This is a genomic window from Nocardioides sp. JCM 18999 (assembly GCF_055391175.1).
The window spans coordinates 1533405-1554303 of record NZ_AP043887.1 but is presented as its reverse complement, the minus strand read 5'-3'; the positions used below and the strand labels follow the sequence as shown (position 1 = coordinate 1554303).

General features: G+C 70.5%; 20 protein-coding genes and 1 pseudogene. 14 read left to right on the top strand and 7 right to left on the bottom strand.

What is annotated here, in order from left to right; all coding sequences use genetic code 11:
* Positions 1-8: 8 nt before the first annotated feature.
* Positions 9-1217 carry a phosphoserine phosphatase SerB gene (gene serB, locus ACZ5J1_RS07540; protein WP_464563988.1) on the bottom strand — a complete coding sequence of 403 codons (1209 nt, stop codon included), beginning with the start codon at positions 1215-1217 and terminating at the stop codon, positions 9-11.
* 12 nt (positions 1218-1229) lie between these two features.
* The gene (locus ACZ5J1_RS07535; RefSeq protein ID WP_464563986.1) at positions 1230-1955 is read right to left on the bottom strand and encodes a hypothetical protein; all 726 of its coding nucleotides are present in this window, start codon (positions 1953-1955) and stop codon (positions 1230-1232) included.
* 38 nt (positions 1956-1993) lie between these two features.
* On the opposite strand from ACZ5J1_RS07535, the gene ACZ5J1_RS07530 reads away from it, so the two are divergent.
* From ACZ5J1_RS07530 to ACZ5J1_RS07520, 3 genes and pseudogenes are all read left to right on the top strand, one after another.
* Positions 1994-2791, top strand: coding sequence for an ABC transporter ATP-binding protein (locus ACZ5J1_RS07530; RefSeq protein WP_464563984.1), 798 nt, complete (start codon positions 1994-1996; stop codon positions 2789-2791).
* A gap of 40 nt (positions 2792-2831) precedes the next feature.
* Positions 2832-3290 carry an NfeD family protein gene (locus ACZ5J1_RS07525; protein WP_464563983.1) on the top strand — a complete coding sequence of 153 codons (459 nt, stop codon included), beginning with the start codon at positions 2832-2834 and terminating at the stop codon, positions 3288-3290.
* Positions 3291-3292: 2 nt separating this feature from the next.
* Positions 3293-4186 (top strand): annotated as a pseudogene (locus ACZ5J1_RS07520) (SPFH domain-containing protein); the annotation flags it as partial.
* 10 nt (positions 4187-4196) lie between these two features.
* Here the strand turns inward: ACZ5J1_RS07520 and ACZ5J1_RS07515 are convergent.
* On the bottom strand, positions 4197-5180 hold the full coding sequence (locus ACZ5J1_RS07515; protein WP_464563981.1) for an alpha/beta hydrolase: 984 nt from the start codon (positions 5178-5180) through the stop codon (positions 4197-4199).
* Positions 5181-5295: 115 nt separating this feature from the next.
* Between ACZ5J1_RS07515 and ACZ5J1_RS07510 the strand changes: the two genes are divergently transcribed.
* Together ACZ5J1_RS07510 and ACZ5J1_RS07505 are read left to right on the top strand one after the other, a co-directional pair.
* A complete protein-coding gene (locus tag ACZ5J1_RS07510) occupies positions 5296-6438 on the top strand; it encodes an LLM class flavin-dependent oxidoreductase (protein ID WP_464563979.1) in 1143 nt (380 codons plus the stop codon).
* Positions 6435-7067 (top strand): FMN reductase, encoded by a 633-nt coding sequence (locus tag ACZ5J1_RS07505; RefSeq protein WP_464563977.1) that lies wholly within the window; start codon positions 6435-6437, stop codon positions 7065-7067. The genes ACZ5J1_RS07510 and ACZ5J1_RS07505 overlap by 4 nt, the downstream gene beginning before the upstream one ends.
* Positions 7068-7069: 2 nt before the next feature.
* On the opposite strand, the gene ACZ5J1_RS07500 is transcribed toward ACZ5J1_RS07505, so the two are convergent.
* Together ACZ5J1_RS07500 and ACZ5J1_RS07495 are read right to left on the bottom strand one after the other, a co-directional pair.
* Positions 7070-9295: an EAL domain-containing protein gene (locus tag ACZ5J1_RS07500; RefSeq protein WP_464563975.1), complete on the bottom strand. Its 2226-nt coding sequence runs from the start codon at positions 9293-9295 to the stop codon at positions 7070-7072.
* A gap of 29 nt (positions 9296-9324) precedes the next feature.
* Positions 9325-9852, bottom strand: coding sequence for a YbhB/YbcL family Raf kinase inhibitor-like protein (locus ACZ5J1_RS07495; protein ID WP_464563973.1), 528 nt, complete (start codon positions 9850-9852; stop codon positions 9325-9327).
* Between the two features lie 39 nt (positions 9853-9891).
* On the opposite strand from ACZ5J1_RS07495, the gene cobA reads away from it, so the two are divergent.
* Together cobA and ACZ5J1_RS07485 are read left to right on the top strand one after the other, a co-directional pair.
* Positions 9892-11106, top strand: coding sequence for a uroporphyrinogen-III C-methyltransferase (gene cobA / locus ACZ5J1_RS07490; RefSeq protein ID WP_464563971.1), 1215 nt, complete (start codon positions 9892-9894; stop codon positions 11104-11106).
* Entirely contained in the window at positions 11106-11915 is an 810-nt protein-coding gene (locus ACZ5J1_RS07485; RefSeq protein WP_464563970.1) for a TrmH family RNA methyltransferase, read from the top strand. Before cobA ends, ACZ5J1_RS07485 begins: the two co-directional genes overlap by 1 nt.
* Here ACZ5J1_RS07485 and def read toward each other — a convergent pair.
* Positions 11893-12492 (bottom strand): peptide deformylase, encoded by a 600-nt coding sequence (gene def / locus ACZ5J1_RS07480; RefSeq protein ID WP_464563968.1) that lies wholly within the window; start codon positions 12490-12492, stop codon positions 11893-11895. The genes ACZ5J1_RS07485 and def overlap by 23 nt on opposite strands.
* Positions 12493-12569: 77 nt before the next feature.
* On the opposite strand from def, the gene ACZ5J1_RS07475 reads away from it, so the two are divergent.
* Together ACZ5J1_RS07475 and ACZ5J1_RS07470 are read left to right on the top strand one after the other, a co-directional pair.
* A complete protein-coding gene (locus tag ACZ5J1_RS07475) occupies positions 12570-13934 on the top strand; it encodes an acyl-CoA dehydrogenase family protein (RefSeq protein WP_464563966.1) in 1365 nt (454 codons plus the stop codon).
* Positions 13934-15148, top strand: a complete 1215-nt coding sequence (locus ACZ5J1_RS07470; protein ID WP_464563964.1) for an acyl-CoA dehydrogenase family protein — start codon at positions 13934-13936, stop codon at positions 15146-15148. The genes ACZ5J1_RS07475 and ACZ5J1_RS07470 overlap by 1 nt, the downstream gene beginning before the upstream one ends.
* Position 15149: 1 nt before the next feature.
* Here the strand turns inward: ACZ5J1_RS07470 and ACZ5J1_RS07465 are convergent, their stop codons facing one another.
* The gene (locus ACZ5J1_RS07465) at positions 15150-15734 is read right to left on the bottom strand and encodes a LysR substrate-binding domain-containing protein (protein WP_464563963.1); all 585 of its coding nucleotides are present in this window, start codon (positions 15732-15734) and stop codon (positions 15150-15152) included.
* Between the two features lie 78 nt (positions 15735-15812).
* Here ACZ5J1_RS07465 and ACZ5J1_RS07460 point away from each other — a divergent pair, with 78 nt between their 5' ends.
* The 5 genes from ACZ5J1_RS07460 to ACZ5J1_RS07440 all read left to right on the top strand — a co-directional run bounded on the left by ACZ5J1_RS07460 (position 15813) and on the right by ACZ5J1_RS07440 (position 20896).
* Positions 15813-16103: a hypothetical protein gene (locus tag ACZ5J1_RS07460; protein ID WP_464563962.1), complete on the top strand. Its 291-nt coding sequence runs from the start codon at positions 15813-15815 to the stop codon at positions 16101-16103.
* A 93-nt stretch (positions 16104-16196) separates the two neighbouring features.
* Positions 16197-17093: a hypothetical protein gene (locus ACZ5J1_RS07455; RefSeq protein WP_464563960.1), complete on the top strand. Its 897-nt coding sequence runs from the start codon at positions 16197-16199 to the stop codon at positions 17091-17093.
* A gap of 106 nt (positions 17094-17199) precedes the next feature.
* Complete coding sequence (locus ACZ5J1_RS07450; protein ID WP_464563959.1) at positions 17200-18126, top strand: transporter substrate-binding domain-containing protein; 927 nt, start codon at positions 17200-17202, stop codon at positions 18124-18126.
* On the top strand, positions 18120-19781 hold the full coding sequence (locus ACZ5J1_RS07445) for a sensor histidine kinase (protein WP_464563957.1): 1662 nt from the start codon (positions 18120-18122) through the stop codon (positions 19779-19781). Before ACZ5J1_RS07450 ends, ACZ5J1_RS07445 begins: the two co-directional genes overlap by 7 nt.
* On the top strand, positions 19778-20896 hold the full coding sequence (locus ACZ5J1_RS07440; RefSeq protein ID WP_464563955.1) for a GGDEF domain-containing protein: 1119 nt from the start codon (positions 19778-19780) through the stop codon (positions 20894-20896). Before ACZ5J1_RS07445 ends, ACZ5J1_RS07440 begins: the two co-directional genes overlap by 4 nt.
* The last annotated feature ends 3 nt before the right edge of the window (positions 20897-20899 follow it).

The following is a 20899-nucleotide window of genomic DNA, read 5'->3' as shown; positions in this document are numbered from 1 at the left end:
CCCGCCGGTCAGATCGGGGGAGCGGGCGTGGTCAGGCCCTCGGCGGCGTCGGCGGCCTCGATCTCCTCACGCTTGATCCCGAGCAGGTACAGGATCGTGTCGAGGTAGGGCACGTTGATCGCGGTTCCGGCCTGCGACCGCACCACGGGCTTCGCGTTGTAGGCGATCCCGAGGCCCGCGGCCGACAGCATGTCCAGGTCGTTCGCGCCGTCGCCGATCGCGACGGTCGCCTCCTCCGGGATGCCGATCTCGGCCGCGATCTCTCGCAGCGCGCGGGCCTTGCCCGCCCGGTCGACGACGTCGCCGACGATGCCGCCGGTGACCAGCCCGTCGACGATCTCGAGCTCGTTGGCGCGGGAGTAGTGGATCCCCAGGTCGCTCGCGAGCCGATCGGTGATCTGGCTGAAGCCGCCGGAGACCACCGCGAACCGGTAGCCCAGCCGGCGCAGCGTGCGGACCAGCGTCCGGGCGCCGGGGTTGAGCTGGATCTGCCGGTAGACGTCCTCGATGGCGGACTCGGGCACGCCCTTGAGCAGGGCCACCCGGGCACGGAGCGACTCCTCGAAGTCGAGCTCCCCGCGCATCGCCTGTTCGGTGACGGCTGCCACCTCGGCCTCGCAGCCGGCGTGCGCGGCGAGCATCTCGATCACCTCGCCGTCGATCAGGGTCGAGTCGACGTCCATCACGATCAGGCGCATGCCGTGCCGCAGCAGGCTGGCCGGCTGGACGGCGATGTCGACGCCGCTCTCGGCGGCCTCGGTGGCCAGGTCGGTGCGCAGGCGGTCCACGTCTGCGCCGGAGAGCGCCAGCTCGAAGGCGGTCACGGGATAGCGGGCCATCCGCTCGATCCGGTCGATGTTCGCGCCCGCCTCGCGGATCCGCCCGGTGACCTGCGCCAGGGCGGCGGCCGTCAGCGGCGAACCGATCACGGTCACGTGGCAGCGACCCTCGCGCTCGCGCTGGGAGTCGCCGGTGCCGCGCTCGATCTCGATGTTCATCCCGAGCTCGGCGGCCGCAGCGGCCATCGCGCCCTGCGCGCCGGCGAAGTCGTCGGGCACCGAGGTGAGCACACCCAGGATCAGTCGACCGCGCAGCACGATCTGCTCGAGGTCGAGCACCGCGACGCCGTACGACGCCAGGGTCGTGAAGACTCGGGAACTGACGCCGGGGCGGTCACGGCCGGTCAGGGTGAACAGCAGGGTGTCTGGGCGATCCATGGCGGAGCGAGTCTAGTCGGGCCAGCCGTCGGGCGAGCCGGCAGCGACCACAGCGTGGCGGGCCGCCCGACTCAGGGGCGCCAGGGCGGCCCGACGAGCCTCGATCTCGGCCGCACTGACGGCGCCACCGTCGTCGGCCAGGGCGAGGTCGACGATCAGGGACGCCTGGTCGGCCCGAGCGAGCAGGTCGATGCACCGCGTCGGGGTGCCGTCCGGGGCGACCGGGATGTCCCGGTGGCGCAGGTTGAGCAGCTCGTCGGCGACCTCCGGGCGCCACCGGGCGACGTCGAGGGCGGCGAGGCTGTTAGCGGCGTCGGTGACGGCACGCCGGAGTCCGCGGTCGGCCTCGCCCAGGTCGGGGGTCGGCCGACGGGCGGCGTCGTACGTCCGCCAGATCACGGCGGCACCGGTCCGTTCGGGCACGAGCGCCACCCCCGAGCCGAGGGCGAGCACCGCCTCGCCGGCATCGACGGCGGCGGCATTGAGCCCGGCGGGGCCACCCAGTCCGGCCAGGTCACCGGGGACGGGGCAGGCCAGACCGAACGCCTGCGTGCCCGCCGCGCGCAGCCGGCCCAGGCCGATCGCGAGGCCGTCGGGTGCAGCGTCCCCGAGGGCGATGAGGTGCTGGGCGTCGTCGCCGCGCACCGCGTCGAGCAGGTCGTCGGCGCTGACCGAACCGCGCAACCACGCGGTTCCCCACCAGGCCAGGCGTAAACCGGGCGACTCCTCCAGATGCACCCGAGGAGTCTAGGGAGGCGGTCGATAGCATCGCTCCCATGGCTGCCGTGCTCGACTTCGTCGATGTGACTGTCCGACGAGGTCGGTCCGTCCTGCTGGACTCGCTGACCTGGCAGGTCGAGGAGGACGAGCGCTGGGTCGTGCTCGGCCCGAACGGTGCCGGCAAGACCACGTTGATGCAGCTCGCGGCGACGCAGATGCACCCGTCGTCGGGCAGGGTCTCGATCCTCGGGCACCAGCTGGGCGGCGTGGACGTCTTCGAGCTGCGTCCCCGGATCGGGCTGACCAGCGCGGCCCTGGCCGAACGGATCCCCGGCAGCGAGACGGTGCACGACGTCGTCGTCTCGGCGGCGTACGGCGTCCTCGGCCGGTGGCGGGAGCACTACGACGAGGTCGACCACAGCCGGGCGCAGGAGCTGATCCGCGAGATGGGGATCGCACCGCTGGCCGATCGCGTGTTCGGCACCCTCTCGGAGGGGGAGAAGAAGCGGGTCCAGATCGCCCGGTCGCTGATGGTCGACCCCGAGCTGCTGCTGCTCGACGAGCCGGCCGCCGGACTGGACCTCGGCGGCCGCGAGGACCTGGTCTCGACCTTGTCGATGCTCGCCTACGACCCGGACTCCCCGGCCACCGTGCTGGTCTCCCACCACGTCGAGGAGATCCCGCCCGGTTTCAGCCACGTCCTGATGCTCCGAGCGGGCCGTGCGGTCGCCGCCGGACTGATCGAGGAGAACCTCACGGAGGCGAACCTGTCGGCCACCTTCGGGCTGCCGCTCGTCGTCGAACGCGCCGACGGTCGGTACTGGGCGCGACGTCGGACGCGCGCCGCTCGCTAAAGCCCCACGAGCGCAGGGCCCACCGCGCTAGGGTCGAAGCATGGATTGGCTGGGGGACAACCTGTGGGCGATGTGGCTCGGTTTCGCCGCTCTGCTTCTGATCGGTGAGATGGCCAGCCTCGACCTGGTCATGCTGATGATGGCCGTCGGCGGCGTCGCCGCAGCCATCTCCACGATCTGGGTCGAGGCGTGGCAGTTCCAGCTCCTGATCGCGATCGTCGTCTCGGTCGCCTGCATCGGACTCGTCCGGCCGGGGATCCTGCGGCGACTCCATTCCAGTCCAGGCGTCCTGGTCGGCCCGGAACGCATGGTCGGCGTGACCCTGACGACCCCCGTGGCGTTGAACGCGCACACGACCACCCAGGTCAAGTTCGACGGCGAGTGGTGGGCCACCAGGCTTCCCGCCGGTCAGCCTGACGTCGAGCCCGGCACCCGGGTCGTCGTCACCGAGATCTCGGGAGCGACAGCGATCGTCGCCCCGAGCCCCGAGAAGGAGTAGTCATGGACAACCTGGTCGTGCTGATCATCCTGGCCGTCGTGGCGTTGCTGGCGATCACGTTCATCGCCAAGACGATCCGGATCATCCCGCAGGCCTCGGCCGGCATCGTGGAGCGGTTCGGCAAGTACCACCGCACTCTTCTTCCCGGACTGAACATCGTGGTGCCGTTCATCGACAACGTCCGGTACCACCTCGACATGCGCGAGCAGGTGGTCACCTTCCCGCCGCAGCCGGTGATCACCGAGGACAACCTGACCGTCTCGATCGACACGGTCGTCTACTTCCAGATCACCGACGCCGTCGCGGCCACCTACGAGATCGCGAACTACATCCAGGCCGTCGAGCAGCTCACCATGACGACCCTGCGCAACATCGCCGGCTCGATGGATCTCGAGGAGACCCTGACCAGCCGTGAGCGGATCAACTCCGGTCTCTCCGTCGTGCTCGACGAAGCGACCGGTCGGTGGGGGATCAAGGTCAAGCGCGTCGAGGTCAAGAGCATCGACCCGCCGGCATCCATCAAGGACGCGATGGAGAAGCAGATGCGCGCCGACCGGGACAAGCGCGCCACCATCCTGGTCGCCGAAGGTGATCGGCAGTCGGCGATCCTGACCGCTGAGGGCAACAAGCAGTCAGCGATCCTCAACGCCGAGGGTGCCAAGGAGGCCATCATCCTCGCCGCCGAGGCGGACCGGCAGGCCCAGGTCCTGCGGGCCGAGGGTGAAGGTCAGGCGATCGCCACCGTCTTCGGCGCGATCCACGAGGGCAACCCGGACCAGGCGCTGCTCGCCTACCAGTACCTGCAGATGCTTCCGACGATCGCTCGCGGTGACTCGAACAAGCTCTGGATCATCCCGTCGGAGGTGGGCGAGGCGCTCAAGGGCCTCGGTTCCGTGATCCAGAACGTCAGTCCACCCAAGCCTTCAGCCACCGAGTGATCGTCTCGTAGGCCTCGGCCCGGACGGCGGGCAGCGACAGGATCACGTCGTGCCGGGCGCCCGCGACCGCCTTGTAGGTGACGTCGGGTCCCACGGCGGTCGCCCACCGCCGGATCTGGCCCACGTCGAGCACCAGGTCCGCCGTGTGGGCAGCCTCGTTCATGTGGGCGGTCCATCGGGTCTGGTCCGAGGAGAGCACCAGCACCGGAGCGGGCACCTGCAGTCCGGCGTGGAGCCGGGCGTGGCCGTCCCGGATCGCCTTCAACCACCCGGCGTAGACCGGGAAGGAGCTGAGCGGCTTCAGGTCGAGGTCGAAGTCCCACTCGCCCTCGTGGTCGCGGTGCAGGCTGCGGGCGTAGACGCCCGAGACCTGCCGCTTGACGTGGAGCTTGGGACGCCGCGATCCGATCTGCTTGATCACCGGCGTGCCGACGACCCGCAGGAGCGGTGATCCCTGGAGGTCGAACCACGGGGAGTTCAGCACCATCGCGTGCAGCGCGGCCGGTTGCCGGTCGTGCGCCCACAAGGGCGCGATCAGGCCTCCGGTCGAGTGCGCGCTGATCGTCACCTCGGTGTGGTCGTCGCGCTCGGTGATCCGTTGCCAGGCGGCGTCGATCTCCTCGTAGTACGTCGCCAGGTCGGTGACGAAGTTCGGGGTCTGGTGGGGGAGCAGCGAGCGGCCGTACTTGCGCAGGTCGAGCGCGTAGAAGTCGTAGCCCTTCCGCGTCCACCACTCGGCGTACTCCGTCTGGAAGAAGTAGTCGGAGAAGCCGTGCACGTGCAGCACGGCGCGGGTGGTGACCTTGCCGGCTCGGGCGGGTCGCTTCACCAGGGTGGCGATCACCTCGCCCTCCTCATCGGGGGCGAGCGACAGGATCTCCGAGGTGTACGGCGCCCCCAGCCGGTCGACCGTCGGCTCGACGGCGGGGTCGGTGCGCTGGTCGGTCGACATACCGACAGTCTGCCAGTCAGGCCGAGGTGATCGCCTGGAATAGATTGAGGGCCGCAGCCCTTGTACTGGTTGCTTGATCATTCAAGTCAATCGATACCAGGAGGATGGCATGGGCATGCAGTTCGGAATCTTCACCGTCGGGGACGTCACGACGGATCCCACCACCGGAAAGACGCCGACTGAGCACGAGCGGATCAAGGCGACGGTCGCGATCGCGAAGAAGGCCGAGGAGATCGGTCTCGACGTCTTCGCCACCGGCGAGCACCACAACCCGCCGTTCATCGCCTCCAACCCGACCGCGACGCTGGCCTACATCGGCGCCCAGACCGAGAACATCATCCTGTCGACGGCGACCACGCTGATCACCACGACGGACCCGGTCCTGATCGCGGAGGACTACGCCAAGCTGCAGCACCTGACCGACGGTCGGGTCGACCTGATGATGGGCCGCGGCAACACCGGCCCCGTCTACCCCTGGTTCGGCAAGGACATCCGGCAGGGCATCAACCTCGCGATCGAGAACTACGCGCTGCTGCGTCGACTCTGGTCCGAGGACGTCGTCGACTGGGAGGGCCGCTTCCGGACGCCGCTGCAGGGCTACACCTCGACCCCGCGCCCCCTCGACGGCGTCGCGCCGTTCGTGTGGCACGGCTCGATCCGCAGCCCCGAGATCGCCGAGCAGGCCGCGTACTACGGCGACGGTTTCTTCCACAACCACATCTTCTGGCCGGCCTCGCACACCGAGCAGATGGTGCGGCTCTACCGCCAGCGGTTCGAGCACTACGGCCACGGCACCGCGGACCAGGCCATCGTCGGTCTGGGTGGTCAGTTCTTCATGCGGAAGAACAGCCAGGACGCGGTCAACGAGTTCCGGCCGTACTTCGACAAGGCGCCGGTCTACGGCAACGGCCCGTCCCTGGAGGACTTCTCCGAGGCGACCCCGCTGACCGTGGGTTCCCCGCAGCAGGTCCTCGAGCGCACCCTCAGCTTCCGCGAGTACGTCGGCGACTACCAGCGCCAGCTGTTCCTCGTCGACCACGCCGGACTGCCGCTGAAGACCGTGCTGGAGCAGCTCGACCTGCTCGGTGAGCTGCTGCCGACGATGCGGGAGGAGTTCGCCAAGGTCCGCAAGCCCGGGACCCCGGACGCTCCGACGCACGCCACCCGGGTCGCCGCAGCCGGTGGACCCCACGAGCACACCGTCACCGCGGTCGACGACGCCACGGGGACCTCCGACCGGGAAGGACTGCTCCGATGACGACCCGTCACGTGGTGGTGGTCAGCGCCGGACTGTCCAACCCGTCCTCGACCCGACTGTTGGCCGATCTGGTCGCCGACGCCTCGGAGAGTGCGCTCGGCGCGCGCGGCCTCGAGGTCGAGGTGACCCGGATCGAGCTGCGCGAGCTGGCCCACGATCTCACCGACCACCTGCTGACCGGGTTCCCGAGCACCCGGTTGGCCGAGGCCATCGCCCGGGTCACGCGCGCTGACGCTCTGATCGCGGTGACCCCGGTCTTCTCGGCGTCGTACTCGGGTCTGTTCAAGACGTTCTTCGACGTCCTGGAGCTCGGCGCGCTGGACGGGACGCCGGTGCTGATCGCCGCAACCGGTGGCAGCGCCCGGCACAGCCTGGTGCTGGACCACGCGTTGCGTCCGCTCTTCTCCTACCTGCACGCCGTCGTCCTGCCGACGGGCGTGTTCGCCGCCACCGAGGACTTCGCGGGCGGCTCCGGGCTGGCCAAGCGGGTGGACCGTGCTGCCGAGGAGCTCGCGACCGCGGCGGGCGGTCGCGCCCCCGGGACGGCAGTCCGGCCGGTGCTCGTGGACCAGTTCGCCGCACCGACCCCGTTCGAGGAGCTGCTCCGCCGCGCCAGCGCGGGGGAGTGAGCTCAGGGCGTCCGGGGCTCCTGGTGGGTGATGAAGTCCAGGAGCTGCGGGCCGGACATCGCAGGAGCGAACAGGTGACCCTGGACGGCGTCCACGCGGAGGCGGTGGATCAGGGCCAGCTGCTCGGTGGTCTCGACCCCCTCCATGACGACGCGCATCCCGAGCTCGTGCAACATCGACACGGTCCGAGCGAGCAGCACCTCCCCGCGTGATCCACCGAGGAGGAAGGAGCGGTCGAGCTTGACCGCGTGCCACTCGGTACGCAGCAGGAGCGGGAGCCGCGTCGAACCGGCGCCCAGGTCGTCGAGGGCGATCCCGATGCCCTCCTCCCCGAGGTGGCGGGCGAGATCGTCCTCGACGTCGCCCCACTCACCGAACGCGCCGCGCTCGGTGAGCTCGAGGACGAGCGTCAGCTCCTCGCGCCGCGACTCCTCGATCAGCCACTTCAGCAGCGAGCTGTCGGCGTGGAACTGCTCCAGCTCCAGGTTGATGTTGAGCACGACCGGGCGGCCCAGCTTCGCGGCGGCCTGGAGCGAGACGGCGATGGCCTGGGTGGCGACCTGGCGCGTGACCAGGTCCATCACCCCGACGCGCACGGCCGTCCCGACCAGCCGCTCGGGACTGAGGTCGCCGACGAGCGGCAGGTTGCCGCGCAGCAGCGCCTCCCACCCGATCACCGCACGCGTGTTCATGTCGACGATCGGCTGGTAGGCCACCTCGACGCCCTGGTCGAGCAGCCGCGTGAGGATGTCCTCCTCGGGGACCTCGACGACCGGCTCGGCCGGTGCGGTGCGCGCAGCCTTGAGCGCGCGCAGGTCCTGCTCGGCGCGCGCGAGGATCACGTCGGCGCTCTCGCCGCGGTTGACCGAGACCACGCGTCCGATCGACGCGGTCACGGCGATCACCTGGTCGCCGGTGTCGACGGGCTCACGGATCACCCCCGCCAGCCGACGGCAGAGCTCGTCGAGATGGGCCTCGTCGCGGATGTTGCGGGCGATGCCGACGAACTCGTCGCCGCCGAAGCGACCGAACCGCCACCTGGTCTCGGCGAGCAGACGATGGCCGACCGTGGTCAGGAGCACGTCTGCCCGGAGGTGCCCGTAGTCGCTGTTGACCTGCTTGAAGTGGTCGAGGTCGAGGAAGACCACGCCGATCTTCTCCCCGCCGGCACGGTTCTTGGACTGCTCACGGAGGTGGGAGCGCCAGTGGTCGTACTCCCACAACCCGGTGAGCTCATCGGTGACCGCTGCGGTCCACAGCTTGTTCTCCCGGGCCGACTGGGCGTGCGAGGCGCGGGCCATCGCCGCGAGCCCGGCGACCAGGCGAGCGTCGTACCGGGAGAAGCCGAAGTCTCCCGGCTCGCGCCGCACGACCAGGACCGAGCCTGGCTGGATCTGCTCGGTCAAGGTCGCCGGCCCACCCCACTCGGTGCCGACGGTGATGCTCGCGGCCCGGACATGGCTGTCGACCAGCCGGATCAGGGTGCCGTCGATCTGGTCGGCCGGCCAGGGGGTGGTCGTCGCGGCCTCCGTCAGGGCGCGGGTCATCCGCTGCAGGACGGTGATCCGGGCGTACTGGACCACGGCCAGACCCCCGAGGCCGACGAGCGCGCCGACAGCGATGGCGCGCCACGGATGGTCGTCGGCGCCGAGCAGCTGCTGCTGGACGAGGACGAGACCGGCCGCGTAGATGATCCCGACGCTGGCGAGGAACCAGGTCCGGGGCCCGAAGATCCGGCGTTCGCCGGTCCGGGCGAGCCACTCCAGGCACGCCTGGGTGAAGACGAAGGCGGTCAGTCCGACCAGGACGCGGTCGTACGGCGAGCGGTCCAGGTCGACGTACGGCGTCACGAGCGCGAGGACGCCGCCGCTCACGATCACCTGGCACGCCCGGGGGAGGCTCGCCGAGAACGGTCCGGCCAGCAGTCGGTAGGCGACGACGACGCCGGCCGCCCAGAACGGGACCACGCTGGCGACGTGGTCGGGATTGTCGATCCCGAGGATCGCCAGGGTGATGCCCGCCATCAACGGCATCGCGGAGCGCGTCGTCTCGTCACGGACGAAGGCGCCGCCCACCAGGGCGAAGCCGAAGGCTCCCGCGAGCGTGAGCGCCACCGAGGGGGAGATCTGCGGGGAGTTCTGCCGCCAGGCGAGGAGCCCCAGGACCACGACAGCGGCGGCGGCGACCATGGTCGCCGCGACGACCGTCGTGCGCCGACCCTGAGACATGGCGCTCAGGCTACTGCCGACAGCGCCCGTCAGTGGCGGTATGTGCCGACCAGGATCGCGCGCGCCGTTGTCTTGAAGGCGAGGTTGAAACCGACCACGGCCGGGGTGACCTCGGCGTCGACCCCCAGCGCCGGCTCCCCGACGGCGTGCACGACGAAGTAGTAGCGGTGGACCTGGTCCCCGGCAGGGGGAGCCGCACCACCGAAGTCGCGGGTGCCGAAGTCGTTGCGGACGTGGAAGGCACCGCCGGGCAGAGTCGCGTCGCTCTCGCCCGCTCCGGCCGGGAGGCTGAGGACGTCGGCCGGGATGTCGCACACCACCCAGTGCCAGAACCCGCTGACCACCGGTGCGTCCGGGTCGAAGCAGGTGACCGTGTAGGAGCGGGTCCCGTCAGGTCCCGGTTCCCAGGTCAGGTCCGGCGAGGTGTTCCCCGCGTCGTGGACCTGGGCGAGCCCGAGGGGTCCGCCCGGGGTGACGGCCGAGCTCGTCACGGAGAACGACGGAACCGCCGGGAGGAGGTCGTAGGGATCGGGGTGGACCGGCCGCGCGAGACTCATGTCATCGACACTAACGGGATCGGGAATGATGGGGCCATCATGGAATTTCCTCCTTATCCCTCGGGCCTGATCCTCGCCGGTCGACGTGTCGTCGTGGTCGGGGGTGGGCAGGTCGCCCAACGTCGCGTTCCCGCGCTGCTGGCAGCCGGAGCCCGCGTCGAGATCGTCTCGCCCCACCTCACGCCGGCCCTGGAGGGCATCGTCAGCGCCGGCGAGGCGACCTGGCGGGAGGGTCGGTTCTCACCTGCTGACCTCGACGACGCCTGGTACGTCGTGGCGGCCACCCAGGTCCCCGAGGTCAACGAGGCGGTCAGCTCGGCCGCGGAGGAGCGTCGGATCTTCTGCGTCCGCTCCGACGACGCGACCCGGGCCTCGGCCTGGACTCCGGCCGTCGGCCGCGAAGTGGGACTGACCGTCGCCGTCCTCGCCAACCGGGATCCCCGGCGTTCGGCCGCCGTGCGCGACGAGATCGTCGAGGGTCTGCACAGCGGCACCCTCGTGGCCCGGCACCACCGCGACCGCGTCCCCGGGGTGACGCTGGTCGGAGGCGGTCCCGGCGACCCGGACCTGATCACGGTCGCCGGCCGCAAGGCGCTGATGGAGGCCGACGTCGTGGTCGCGGATCGGCTCGCGCCGCGCGAGCTCCTCTCCGAGCTGCCCGCCGACGTCGAGCTGGTCGACGTGGCGAAGCTGCCCCGTGGTCGGGCAGCGAGCCAGGAGGCGATCAACGAGGTGATCGTCGCCCGTGCCCTGGAGGGCAAGGTCGTCGTCCGGTTCAAGGGCGGCGACAACTTCGTCTTCGGCCGTGGCTACGAGGAGATCCTGGCCTGTCAGGAGGCGGGGGTTCCGGTGCGGGTCATCCCCGGTCTGACCTCGCCCGTCTCGGTGCCGGGCCTGGCCGGCATCCCCGTCACCCACCGCGGTGTCACGCACGAGTTCACCGTGATCTCCGGGCACCTGCCGCCGGGACACCCGGAGTCGCTGACGGACTGGGACGCGGTCGCCCGGATGCGCGGCACCGTCGTCCTGATGATGGCCGTGGAGAACGCGGTCGCGATCGCCGCAGCCCTGGTGAGCGGCGGGCGCCCGGCCACGACCCCGGTCGCGGTGATCTGCGACGGATCGATGCCGACCCAGCGCACGGTCCTGGCCACGCTCGAGACCCTCGCCACGGTGATGGCCGCCGAGGAGGTGCGCCCGCCGGCGATCCTCGTCGTCGGCGACGTCGTCGAGGTCGCCCGTCCGAGGACCTGATGGCGACCTTCATCGAGGTGAGCGATCCCGGCGACCCTCGCCTGGCCGACTACCGGGACCTGCGCGACGTCCAGCTGCGTTCCCACCTCGAGGTCGAGCACGGGCTGTTCCTGGCCGAGGGGGAGAAGGTCGTCCGGCGCGCGATCGAGGCCGGGCACCGACCCCGGTCCTTCCTGATGGCCCCGAAGTGGCTCGACGGACTCGCGGACGTGCTCGGTCGGACCGACGCCCCCTGCTACGTGATGTCGGAGCGCCAGGCCGAGGAGGTCACGGGCTTCCATGTCCACCGGGGCGCGCTCGCCTCGCTCGAGCGTCAGCCGCTGCAGTCGCTCGAGGAGGTCCTGGCCGGCGCACGATCGATCGTCGTGCTGGAGGACGTCGCCGACCACACCAACATCGGCGCCATCTTCAGGTGTGCCGCCGCCCTCGGCTTCGACGCGGTGCTGCTCTCACCGCGCTGCGCCGACCCGCTCTACCGCCGCTCGATCAAGGTCGGCATGGGCGCCGTCTTCTCGCTGCCCTGGACCCGGATGACGGAGTGGTACGACGGCCTCGGGCTGCTGCACGAAGCGGGCTTCACCACGATCGCCCTCACCCTGGCCGACGATGCGCGTCCGATCGAGGACAGCGTGGCGGGGCTGGACAAGGTGGCGCTCGTGATGGGTTCCGAGGGCCACGGCCTCTCGCCGCGCTGGGAACGTTCGGCGGACCGGCGCGCGATCATCCCGATGAGTGCCGGGATCGACAGCCTCAACGTCGCTGCCGCCACGGCCGTCGCCTGCTACGTCACCGCTCGACGCGGGGGCTGACCGGCCAGTCGGCGGGGAACTCGTCGTCGACCTTCTCCTGGGCCTTGCGCAGCTTCTTCCGGGCGCGGTCGGCCAGGGCGTCGGCGAAGACACGACCCTCGAGGTGGTCCGTCTCGTGCTGGAGGCAGCGGGCCAGCAGTCCGTCACCCTCGAACGTGATCGGGGTGCCGTCCAGACCGACTCCGTCGACCCGGGCGTGGTCCGGTCGCGAGCGGTCGACGAAGGCGCCGGGGAACGAGAGACATCCCTCGTCGTCGGTGTCGATGCTGCGTCGTCCTCCCTCGGGGACGGTGACCACGGGGTTGCAGACCACGCCGGCCCAGCGTTCGCCGTCGGCGTCTGGGCAGTCGAAGACGAAGACCGCTCGATCGACGCCGATCTGGTTCGCCGCGAGGCCCACGCCGTCGGCGGCGTACATGGTGGCGACCATGTCGGCCACCAGGCTGGCGAGCTCGTCGTCGAAGACCTCGACCCGCTCGAGACGCCGGTGCATCACCGGCGTGCCCCAGCGGGTGATCGGGCGCACGGTCCCACCCGTCGGCAGGGGTCCGTACGGCTCGTGATCCGGTGCGTTCATGGCGACGAGGATAGGACGTTCATCACGGGTAGCCCGAATCTGTAGCGGCTGGTGTAACTCTGAGTTACATTTCTTCCATGTCGTTCCTCACCACCCTCAAGGGCGGCGGTCAGCACGGACTGGCCTCGACCGAGACACGCGACCCCATCGGCTACGCCGTGGCGGCGCTCAACCGCTTGGCCCAGAGCCCGGTCCTGGACCGGCTCGGCGTGCGCAAGCAGGTCGAGCAGACCGTCTACACAGCGACCCGGAGCGGCTTCAAGGCGGCCACCAGTGCCGGCCGGACGTTCGCGAAGGCCGGGTCTCGCGGGCGACCCGGCGCGCGTCCGTCCACGGCGACGCGTCGCGGTGTCTTCGACCTCACTCCGAACGAGGACGAGCAGATGCTCGTCGACGTGGTCACGGAGTTCGCTGCCGAGGTGCTCCGCCCGGCAGCGTCCGTGGCGAACGAGGAGTGCGCCGCCCCGGCGGAGGTGCTCGAGGCGTCCCTTGAGATCGGCCTGCCCCTGCTCGGCGTGCCCGAAGCCCTGGGGGGTGTGTACGAGGAGCGCTCCGCGACCTCGGGCGTGCTCGTCGCCGAGGCGTTGGCCCACGGCGACATGGGACTGGCTGTGGCGACCCTCGCACCGGGCGCGGTCTCCACCGCGCTGAGCCTGTGGGGCAACGACGAGCAGCAGCAGACCTACCTGCCGGCCTTCACCGGGTCCGACGTTCCGGCGGCCGCCCTGGCACTGACCGAGCCGAGCGTGCTCTTCGACGTCCTCGCACCCGCGACGACGGCGACCCGCGACGCCGACAGCCTCGTCCTCGATGGCGTGAAGTCCCTCGTCGTCCGGGGCGCCGAGGCCGAGCTCTTCGTGGTGGGCGCGGTCCTCGACGGGGCGCCGGTCCTGGTCCTCGTCGAGTCGGACACCCCGGGCCTGCGGGTCGAGGGCGACCCGGCGATGGGCGTGCGCGCCGCGGGGTTCGCGACGCTCACGCTCGAGGGGGCACGGGTGCCGGAGTCGAACGTGCTCGGCGCCGTCGACGGGTCGACCTACACCGAGTGCGTGCGGCTGTCCCGGTTGGCCTGGTGCGCCCTGGCCGTCGGCACGGGCCAAGCCGTGCTCGACTACGTCACTCCCTACGTGAAGACCCGCGAAGCGTTCGGCGAGCCGATCGCTCACCGGCAGGCGGTGGCGTTCTCCGTGGCCGACATGGCGATCGAGCTGCAGGGCATGCGGCTCCTGACCTGGAAGGCCGCCGCTCGGATCGACCAAGGCATCGACGCGAGCCGCGAGGTCGCCCTGGCCCGTCGGCTCTGCAGCGACAAGGGCATGCGCATCGGCCTCGACGGAGTCCAGCTCCTCGGCGGCCACGGATTCGTGAAGGAACACCCCGTCGAGCGCTGGTACCGCGACCTGCGGGCCATCGGCGTCATGGAAGGAACGGTGCTGGTCTGATGGCCATCAACTTGGAGGACCCCAAGCGACTTCGTCCGCTGCGCGACCAGGTGCACCAGGTCGCGATGAACATGCTGCGCCCGATCTCGCGGAAGTACGACCGCGCCGAGCACGCCTACCCGGCCGAGCTCGACATGCTCGCCGCGATGGCCGACGGCCTGGCCGAGTCCGGCGCCGGCGAGGGTGCGGGTGCCGCGGGCGTCCGGCGCGGCGACGAGGCTCCGGACCAGGGTGTCAAGAACGGCTCGAACATGGCCTCGGTGCTGACCATCACCGAGATGTGCTGGGGCGACACCGGCCTGCTGCTCTCGATGCCGCGCCAGGGGCTCGGGAACTCGGCGATCGCCTCGGTGGCGAACGACGAGCAGCTCGCGCGCTTCGACGGCACCTGGGCCTCGATGGCGATCACCGAGCCGTCGTTCGGCTCCGACTCGGCGCAGGTCTCGACCACCGCCACCCAGGACGGCGACCACTACGTGCTCAACGGCGAGAAGATCTTCGTCACCGCCGGTGAGCGCTCGGACTCCGTCGTGGTGTGGGCGACCCTCGACAAGAGCCTGGGCCGCGCCGCGATGAAGTCCTTCGTCGTGCCGAAGGGAACGCCTGGCCTCAAGGTCGAGCGCCTCGAGCACAAGCTGGGCATCCGCGCCTCCGACACCGCGGTGATCACCTTCACCGACTGCCGGGTGCCGGCGGAGAACCTGCTCGGTTCCCCGGAGATCAACACCGCCGAGGGCTTCGCGGGCGCGATGGCGACCTTCGACAACACCCGCCCCCTGGTGGCCGCGATGGCGGTCGGCTGTGCGCGCGCCTCGCTCGACCTCACCCGGGAGCTGCTCGAGAAGGCGGGCGTCAGCATCGACTACGACCGCCCTGCCACCGTGCAGAGCGCGGCGGCGGCGAAGTTCCTCCAGATGGAGGCCGACTGGGAGGCCGCCTACCTGTTGACCCTGCAGGCGGCCTGGATGGCGGACAACCGGCAGCCGAACTCCCTCGAGGCGTCCATGGCGAAGGCCAAGGCAGGGCGGGTCGGTTCCGACATCACGCTGTCCTGCGTGGAGCTGTGCGGCTCGGTCGGCTACGAGGAGAACGAGCTGCTGGAGAAGTGGGCTCGGGACTCCAAGATCCTCGACATCTTCGAAGGCACCCAGCAGATCCAGCAGCTGATCGTGGCTCGGCGGGTGCTCGGCCTGTCCAGCGCCGACCTGAAGTGAGTCAGCCTCGGGAGGAGTTGGCCGTCCGCCCGCGCACGATGCCGACCATCGCCTGAGTCCGGTCGTCGTCGTTCGCACGCGGCCAGACCAGGGCGACGGCGGTCGGGTCGAGCCCGGCCACCACGCGGTGGACGACGTCCTTGCGCTGCAGCAGACGGGCGACCGACATCGGCACCAGCACGACGCCGGTGCCGGCCGCCACCGTCTCGATCGCATCCTTGGTCGACATCGGCGGCCAGGAGAGCTGGTCCGCCTGGGGCGTCCACCCCGAGCGGTGCGGGGCGACCAGCTGCTCGTCGGCCAGGTCACCGAGCTCGATGGTGTCCGTGGCGTCGGTGGAGGCGATGAAGTGCTCGCGTCCCGCGACCACGACCGGGAGCTCCTCGTACAGCCGGATCGCATGCAGGTCGTCGACGTCGACGGGAAGTCGGGCGATCAGCATGTCGACCGCTCCGGAGCGGAGCGACTCAGCCTGATCGGCCTCGTCGAGCGGGATCAGCTCGAGACCTTCACGGAACCGCTCGCGCCAGGCTCGTGCCCACTTGTCCGGCGTGGATCCGGTGACGAAACCGAGGCGCATGGTCATGGCCTCACGCTATCGGTCGCCCCGCACGAGGGACTAAAGTCCCCGTAGCGCAGTGGTGCATCGGCGCGTTGGAGGGACATGAACGGCGAGACGCTCTCGAGCAACGGGGCCACCCCCACGGCGACGCTGCTCGAGCACGCTCGGATCGGCGCCGCTCAGCGGCTGGCCTGGACGATGGCGCACCAGTCGGCCGCCACCACGCTCCGTCGGACCGACCGGCGGGTCACCTCGGCGATCTCGGTCGGAGCCGCCCGCCGTGACCGGGCCCGCGCAGCGCTGCTGCGCCTCGCCCACGACCCCGCCGCGACCCACGCCGAGCGCGAGCTCGCACTGACCCGCGCTCAGCAGCTGGACGGCCAGCTCCTCTGACGCGACCGCTCAGATCCGACCAGGTCCGGCCGATGGCAGAGCGTGACCGAGGCCCCCGACGCCGTTCCTGAACCGGGTGCACCGGTCCGGGAAGTGCTTCGAGCCCACAGCTGGGTGGTGCCGACCGCGCGTCGCGAGGAGCCATTTCCCGAGGCAGCGCCCGAGAGCGAGGCGCTCGGCGGCAGCCTGACGGAGGCCGAGCCTGAGGGTGACCCGGACCAGGCCGTCAGGCTCGAGTTCGACCGCCGCGTAGACGAGCGGGTCCGGGTCGCCCGCTATCCCCACTCCCTGAGGCGGGTGACGATGTCGCCCCAGGAGAACACCGACATCCGCGAGCTCGACCAGCAAGCAGCGGTCTGGGTGCCCATCATCACCTTCACCGTGACCGCCGTCAGCGCCGTCCTCGTCGTGCTGCTCGCGACCAAGATCGCCGAGGACCCGACGCACGGCCGGGTCTCCGACGCGGTCGTCGTCCTCCTCACCCTCTGTTTCCTCGGTTCGGGCTTCGGTGCTCTGGTCCGCTCCCAGGCCCACTTCGACCACCGCCGCCCCGAGGGACGTCTGATCCGCAACGACGTCGCCGACGCCTACGAGACGGTCAGGGACGGCGCGCCCGTGCTCCTCGAGCTCGGCGTGGCGCCGACCGCGTTGAGCCGGGTCGCGGACCTGCTGCCCCAGGCCGAGCGCCTGCTCGACTTCCTCGTGCTGCACGACGAGCGCGGCGGTGCCGTGAAGGGACACCCCGCGTACGAGCAGATCATCCGGATGGGCGCCGAGGTGACGGTGCTGACCGACATGGCCGAGGAGCACCTCGGCCGACGTTCGACGCGACGTCGAGATCGACTGCCCGAAGCCGAGCGTGCCGAGCCTGCGACGGACCCCTCCACGCTGACGCCGTTCGACACGCTGGCCGACCTGGTCCAGATGATGGGAATCGACATTCCCACCCAGCGTGAGCAACACGACGCGACAACAGATCAGACAGTCTGACAATCGACCACGTCCCCGACTACTCTGAGCGCGGGGTGATCGGGCCCTCGCTTGTATTGGGTACGCAGAGGGCGTTCCCAGGGGAGGGGGCGTTCGAGTGCGACGCATGTATCCGTTGGCGGTTGTTCCACTGATCTTCGCCCTGAGCGGCTGCATGGGGATCGGTGACAACGGCGCTGCATCGTCGTCATCCTCACCGTCGGCCTCCGACGGACGCGGCCAGGTCAAGGAGCTCGACGGCCTGTCCGGCTACGCCCAGCAGCTCGCTCAGACCGGTCACATCCGGATCGGCGTAAAGTACGACTCGCCCGGACTGGGCTTCCTCGCCGCCGGCGAGTCGACGCCGTCCGGGTTCGACATCGAGGTCGGCAAGATCCTGGCCGGTGGGCTCGGCATCGAGGCCAGCGACATCCAGTGGGTCCAGACCCTGGCGTCGAACCGCGAGCAGATCCTCCAGACCAACGCCGTCGACCTGGTCGTGGCCAGCTACACGATGACCGATGCCCGCGAGGAGCAGGTCGGGATGGCAGGGCCCTACTACATCACCGGCGGCCAGCTGCTCGTCCGCTCGTCGGACCAGGCCATGTTCAGCAACCTCAACCCCGGCCCGAACGGGAACCCGCGACTGCGGGGCCTCCCGGCGACGCTGAACAACAAGGTCTGCACGAACACCGGCTCGACCACCGCCTCCGTGGTGCAGAACGAGTTCAAGGTGGCGCCCGTCCTCAAGGCCTCGGTCGCCGACTGCGTCTCGCTGCTGCAGCAGGGCGCCGTGTCGGCCGTCGCCACGGACGGCGCGATGGCGATCGGCTACGCGCACACCTCCGCGGGCGCGCTCTCGGTGGTCACCGATCCGTTCACGGAGGAGCGGTACGCCGTCGGGTACCAGAAGGGCATGGCCGGGATGTGTGACTACATCCAGAAGACCCTGCTGCGGGCCTACAAGGACGGCAGCTGGCTCGACGCATTCACCGACACGCTGGGCCAGTCCGGCGTCGACTCGCCGGAGCCCCCTGCCTTCGAGCCATGCTGACGTCGGACGATCCGAGAGTCAGGGCGTCGGTCTTCCCGATCGCCCCGCTCCAGCTCCAGTTCACCAGCGCCGTCGGGCTGGTGACCGCGATGCTGCTCGTCCTCGGCGACCTCACCGTGCAGGAGCGGATCGGGATCGTCCTGGGCGCGACGCTGGTGGCCCTCGCGGCGGTGATCGGATTCGCGTTCGCCGACGAGCGGACCTCGGCCAACCGTCTCCTCCTGGTCCCCGGCCTGGACGTGCTCGGGCTGATGCTGATGATCCGCGAGCTCCCGACCGCCGGCCTGGGGACGCTGTTGGCATTCCCGCTGATCTGGCTCGCGTCGACCTACTCCTCCCGGATCGTCTGGATCGGCTCGCTGATCGTGATGACGGCGGTCTGGATCCCGCGGATCGACCTGATCTCCGGGCACCCCATGTCGCGCGACGCGTTCCTGGTCGGCGTCGTGACCACGTGCGCCCTGGCCGTGGTCTCGGCCATGACCTGGTGGACGCGACGTCGTTCCGACGCGCAGCACGTCCTGCTGCAGCGCCAGACCGTGATGCTCGAGGGCGCCTACGACCGGACGAGCGCGGGGGAGGAGACCCTCCGCCAGGTGCTCGATGCGGTCCAGTTCGCTGTCCTCGCCTTCGACCCGAACGGTCGACTCACCATCGCCAACCGGGCGAGCAACCAGCTGGTCCGGTCCCTCAATCTCGCTCCGTCGGACGAGCTGACCGCGTTGCCGTTCTACCACGAGGACGGCTTCACCCCGGTCCGCCCCGAGGAGAGCCCGATCCTCCGGGCGATCGCTCACGACGACATCCACGACGAGCGCTACTGGCTCGGACACCCCGGCGAGGCGCGGGCGGCGCTCGCGGTGTCGACCCGCGTCCTGCGGGACCGGACCGGTCGGCTGACCCGCGTCGTGCTGGTCGCCCAGGACATCACCGCCGAGTTCGAGGCGGTCCAGGCCCGCGACGACCTCTTCGCCTCCGTCTCGCACGAGCTCCGCACGCCGTTGAGCTCGATCATCGGGTACGTCGACCTGGCGCTGGAGTCGCCCGAGCTCCCCGAGGAGGCGACCGAGCACCTGGAGGTGGTCGCCAAGAACGCCGACCGGATGCTGCTGCTGGTCAACGACCTGCTGGCGCACCGCGAGCGCGAGGCGGCCGGAACCCTCACCGTGACCAAGGTGCCGATGGACCTCGGACCGGTCGTGATGGACTCGGTCGCGGCCGTGATGCCGATGGCCAACGACCGCCTCATCTCGGTGCACGTCGACCTTCCCGGTCGACTCCCGGTGCTCGGCGACGCACTGCGCCTGCGACAGGTCATCGACAACCTGCTCTCGAACGCGATCAAGTACAACCGCGACGGCGGGGACGTCGACGTGATCGGCACCACCCGTGAGGACACCGTCCAGGGCCCCCTGGTCGAGCTCGCGGTGCGCGACACGGGCCGCGGGATGACCCACGAGGAGACTCGGCGTCTGTTCGAACGGTTCTACCGGGCTCCTTCGGTCCGGCAGAGCGCCGTCCGCGGATCCGGCCTGGGCCTCAACATCTCGCGCGAGCTCGTCGACCTGCACTTCGGCACGATCAAGGTCGTCAGCGCTCCCGATGTCGGTACGACGATGACGGTCACCCTGCCGTCCCACGTGGAGGCAGCATGACCCTCGAGCCGTTCACCCTGATCGCGACCGCCGCCGGCGCCGTCGCCGTGGTCGCGTGCGTCTTCGGCATCACGACGCTGCACCGCCACGACGACCAGCCCAACCGGCTGGTCGCGGCAGCCCTGCTCGCCCAGTTCGTCGGCCTGATGGTCGTCCCGGCGATCGGCAAGGTCGGGTTGACCTCCGCGACGACCGATCTCGCCAAGCCCGCCGTCGCCGCGCTCGTGGTCGGCACCCTCGGCGCCTCGGCCTCGGCGGCGCTGGTCTGGAACGGTCTGCAGGGACTCGCGGGCCGCGTGCCGCTGCTCGGGTTCAGTATCGGGGGGATCCTCCTGGCCGCCGGAGCGTCGGTCCTCACCGGGGCGACCGTGCCGGCCTGGCAGCTGTTGCCGGCTGCCGTCCTGGTCGCGCTCGGCTCGGCGTTCGGCGGCGTCGAGCTGCGGAACGCCTCGATGGCGACCAACCTCAACTCGATCATCCTCGAGGTCGTGCTGTGGGCCCAGGCCGTCGCCGTCGTCGTGCTCGCGGTCCTCGGCGGCTTCGGACGGATCAACCACGACGACGCCTGGGCCGGTTTCGCGGCCACGATCGCGGCAGGTTCGATCGTCACCGCCATGACGATGATGGCACTGCGCGTCGAGCGGTACGGGAACTGGTGGGCGCTCGGCGAGGCGCAGGACCGGGCCGAGCTCGGCCTGCACGAGTCCAGCGGGTTCGCGGCCGAAGCCACCGATCGGTTGGACCGGTGCCGCCTCGCCAGCCAGCCCACCCACGTGATCGTGGCGGCGCTGCCCGGTCTGGACGAGCTCAACCTCGCCTACGGCCACCTCGCAGGCGACGCCGCGCTTCGCTGGGTGGCGGAGCTGTTGCGCCGGCAGGCGCCGTCGTCGGCGATCCTCGGTCACCTGGGTGCCGGTCGGTTCGCGATCGTCACCTCACGCGATCCCGAGCTCGTCGCCACCGCGATCCAGAACGGCATGATGCGGGTGCCGCCTCCGGCAACGCTGCCGGTCCGCCTGACTCCGGTCTTCGCCTGGGCCTCGACCGACGAGGCCACCTACGACTTCCATCTGCTTCGGCAGACCGCAGAAGAGAGGCTGAGCTATGTCTCATGACCC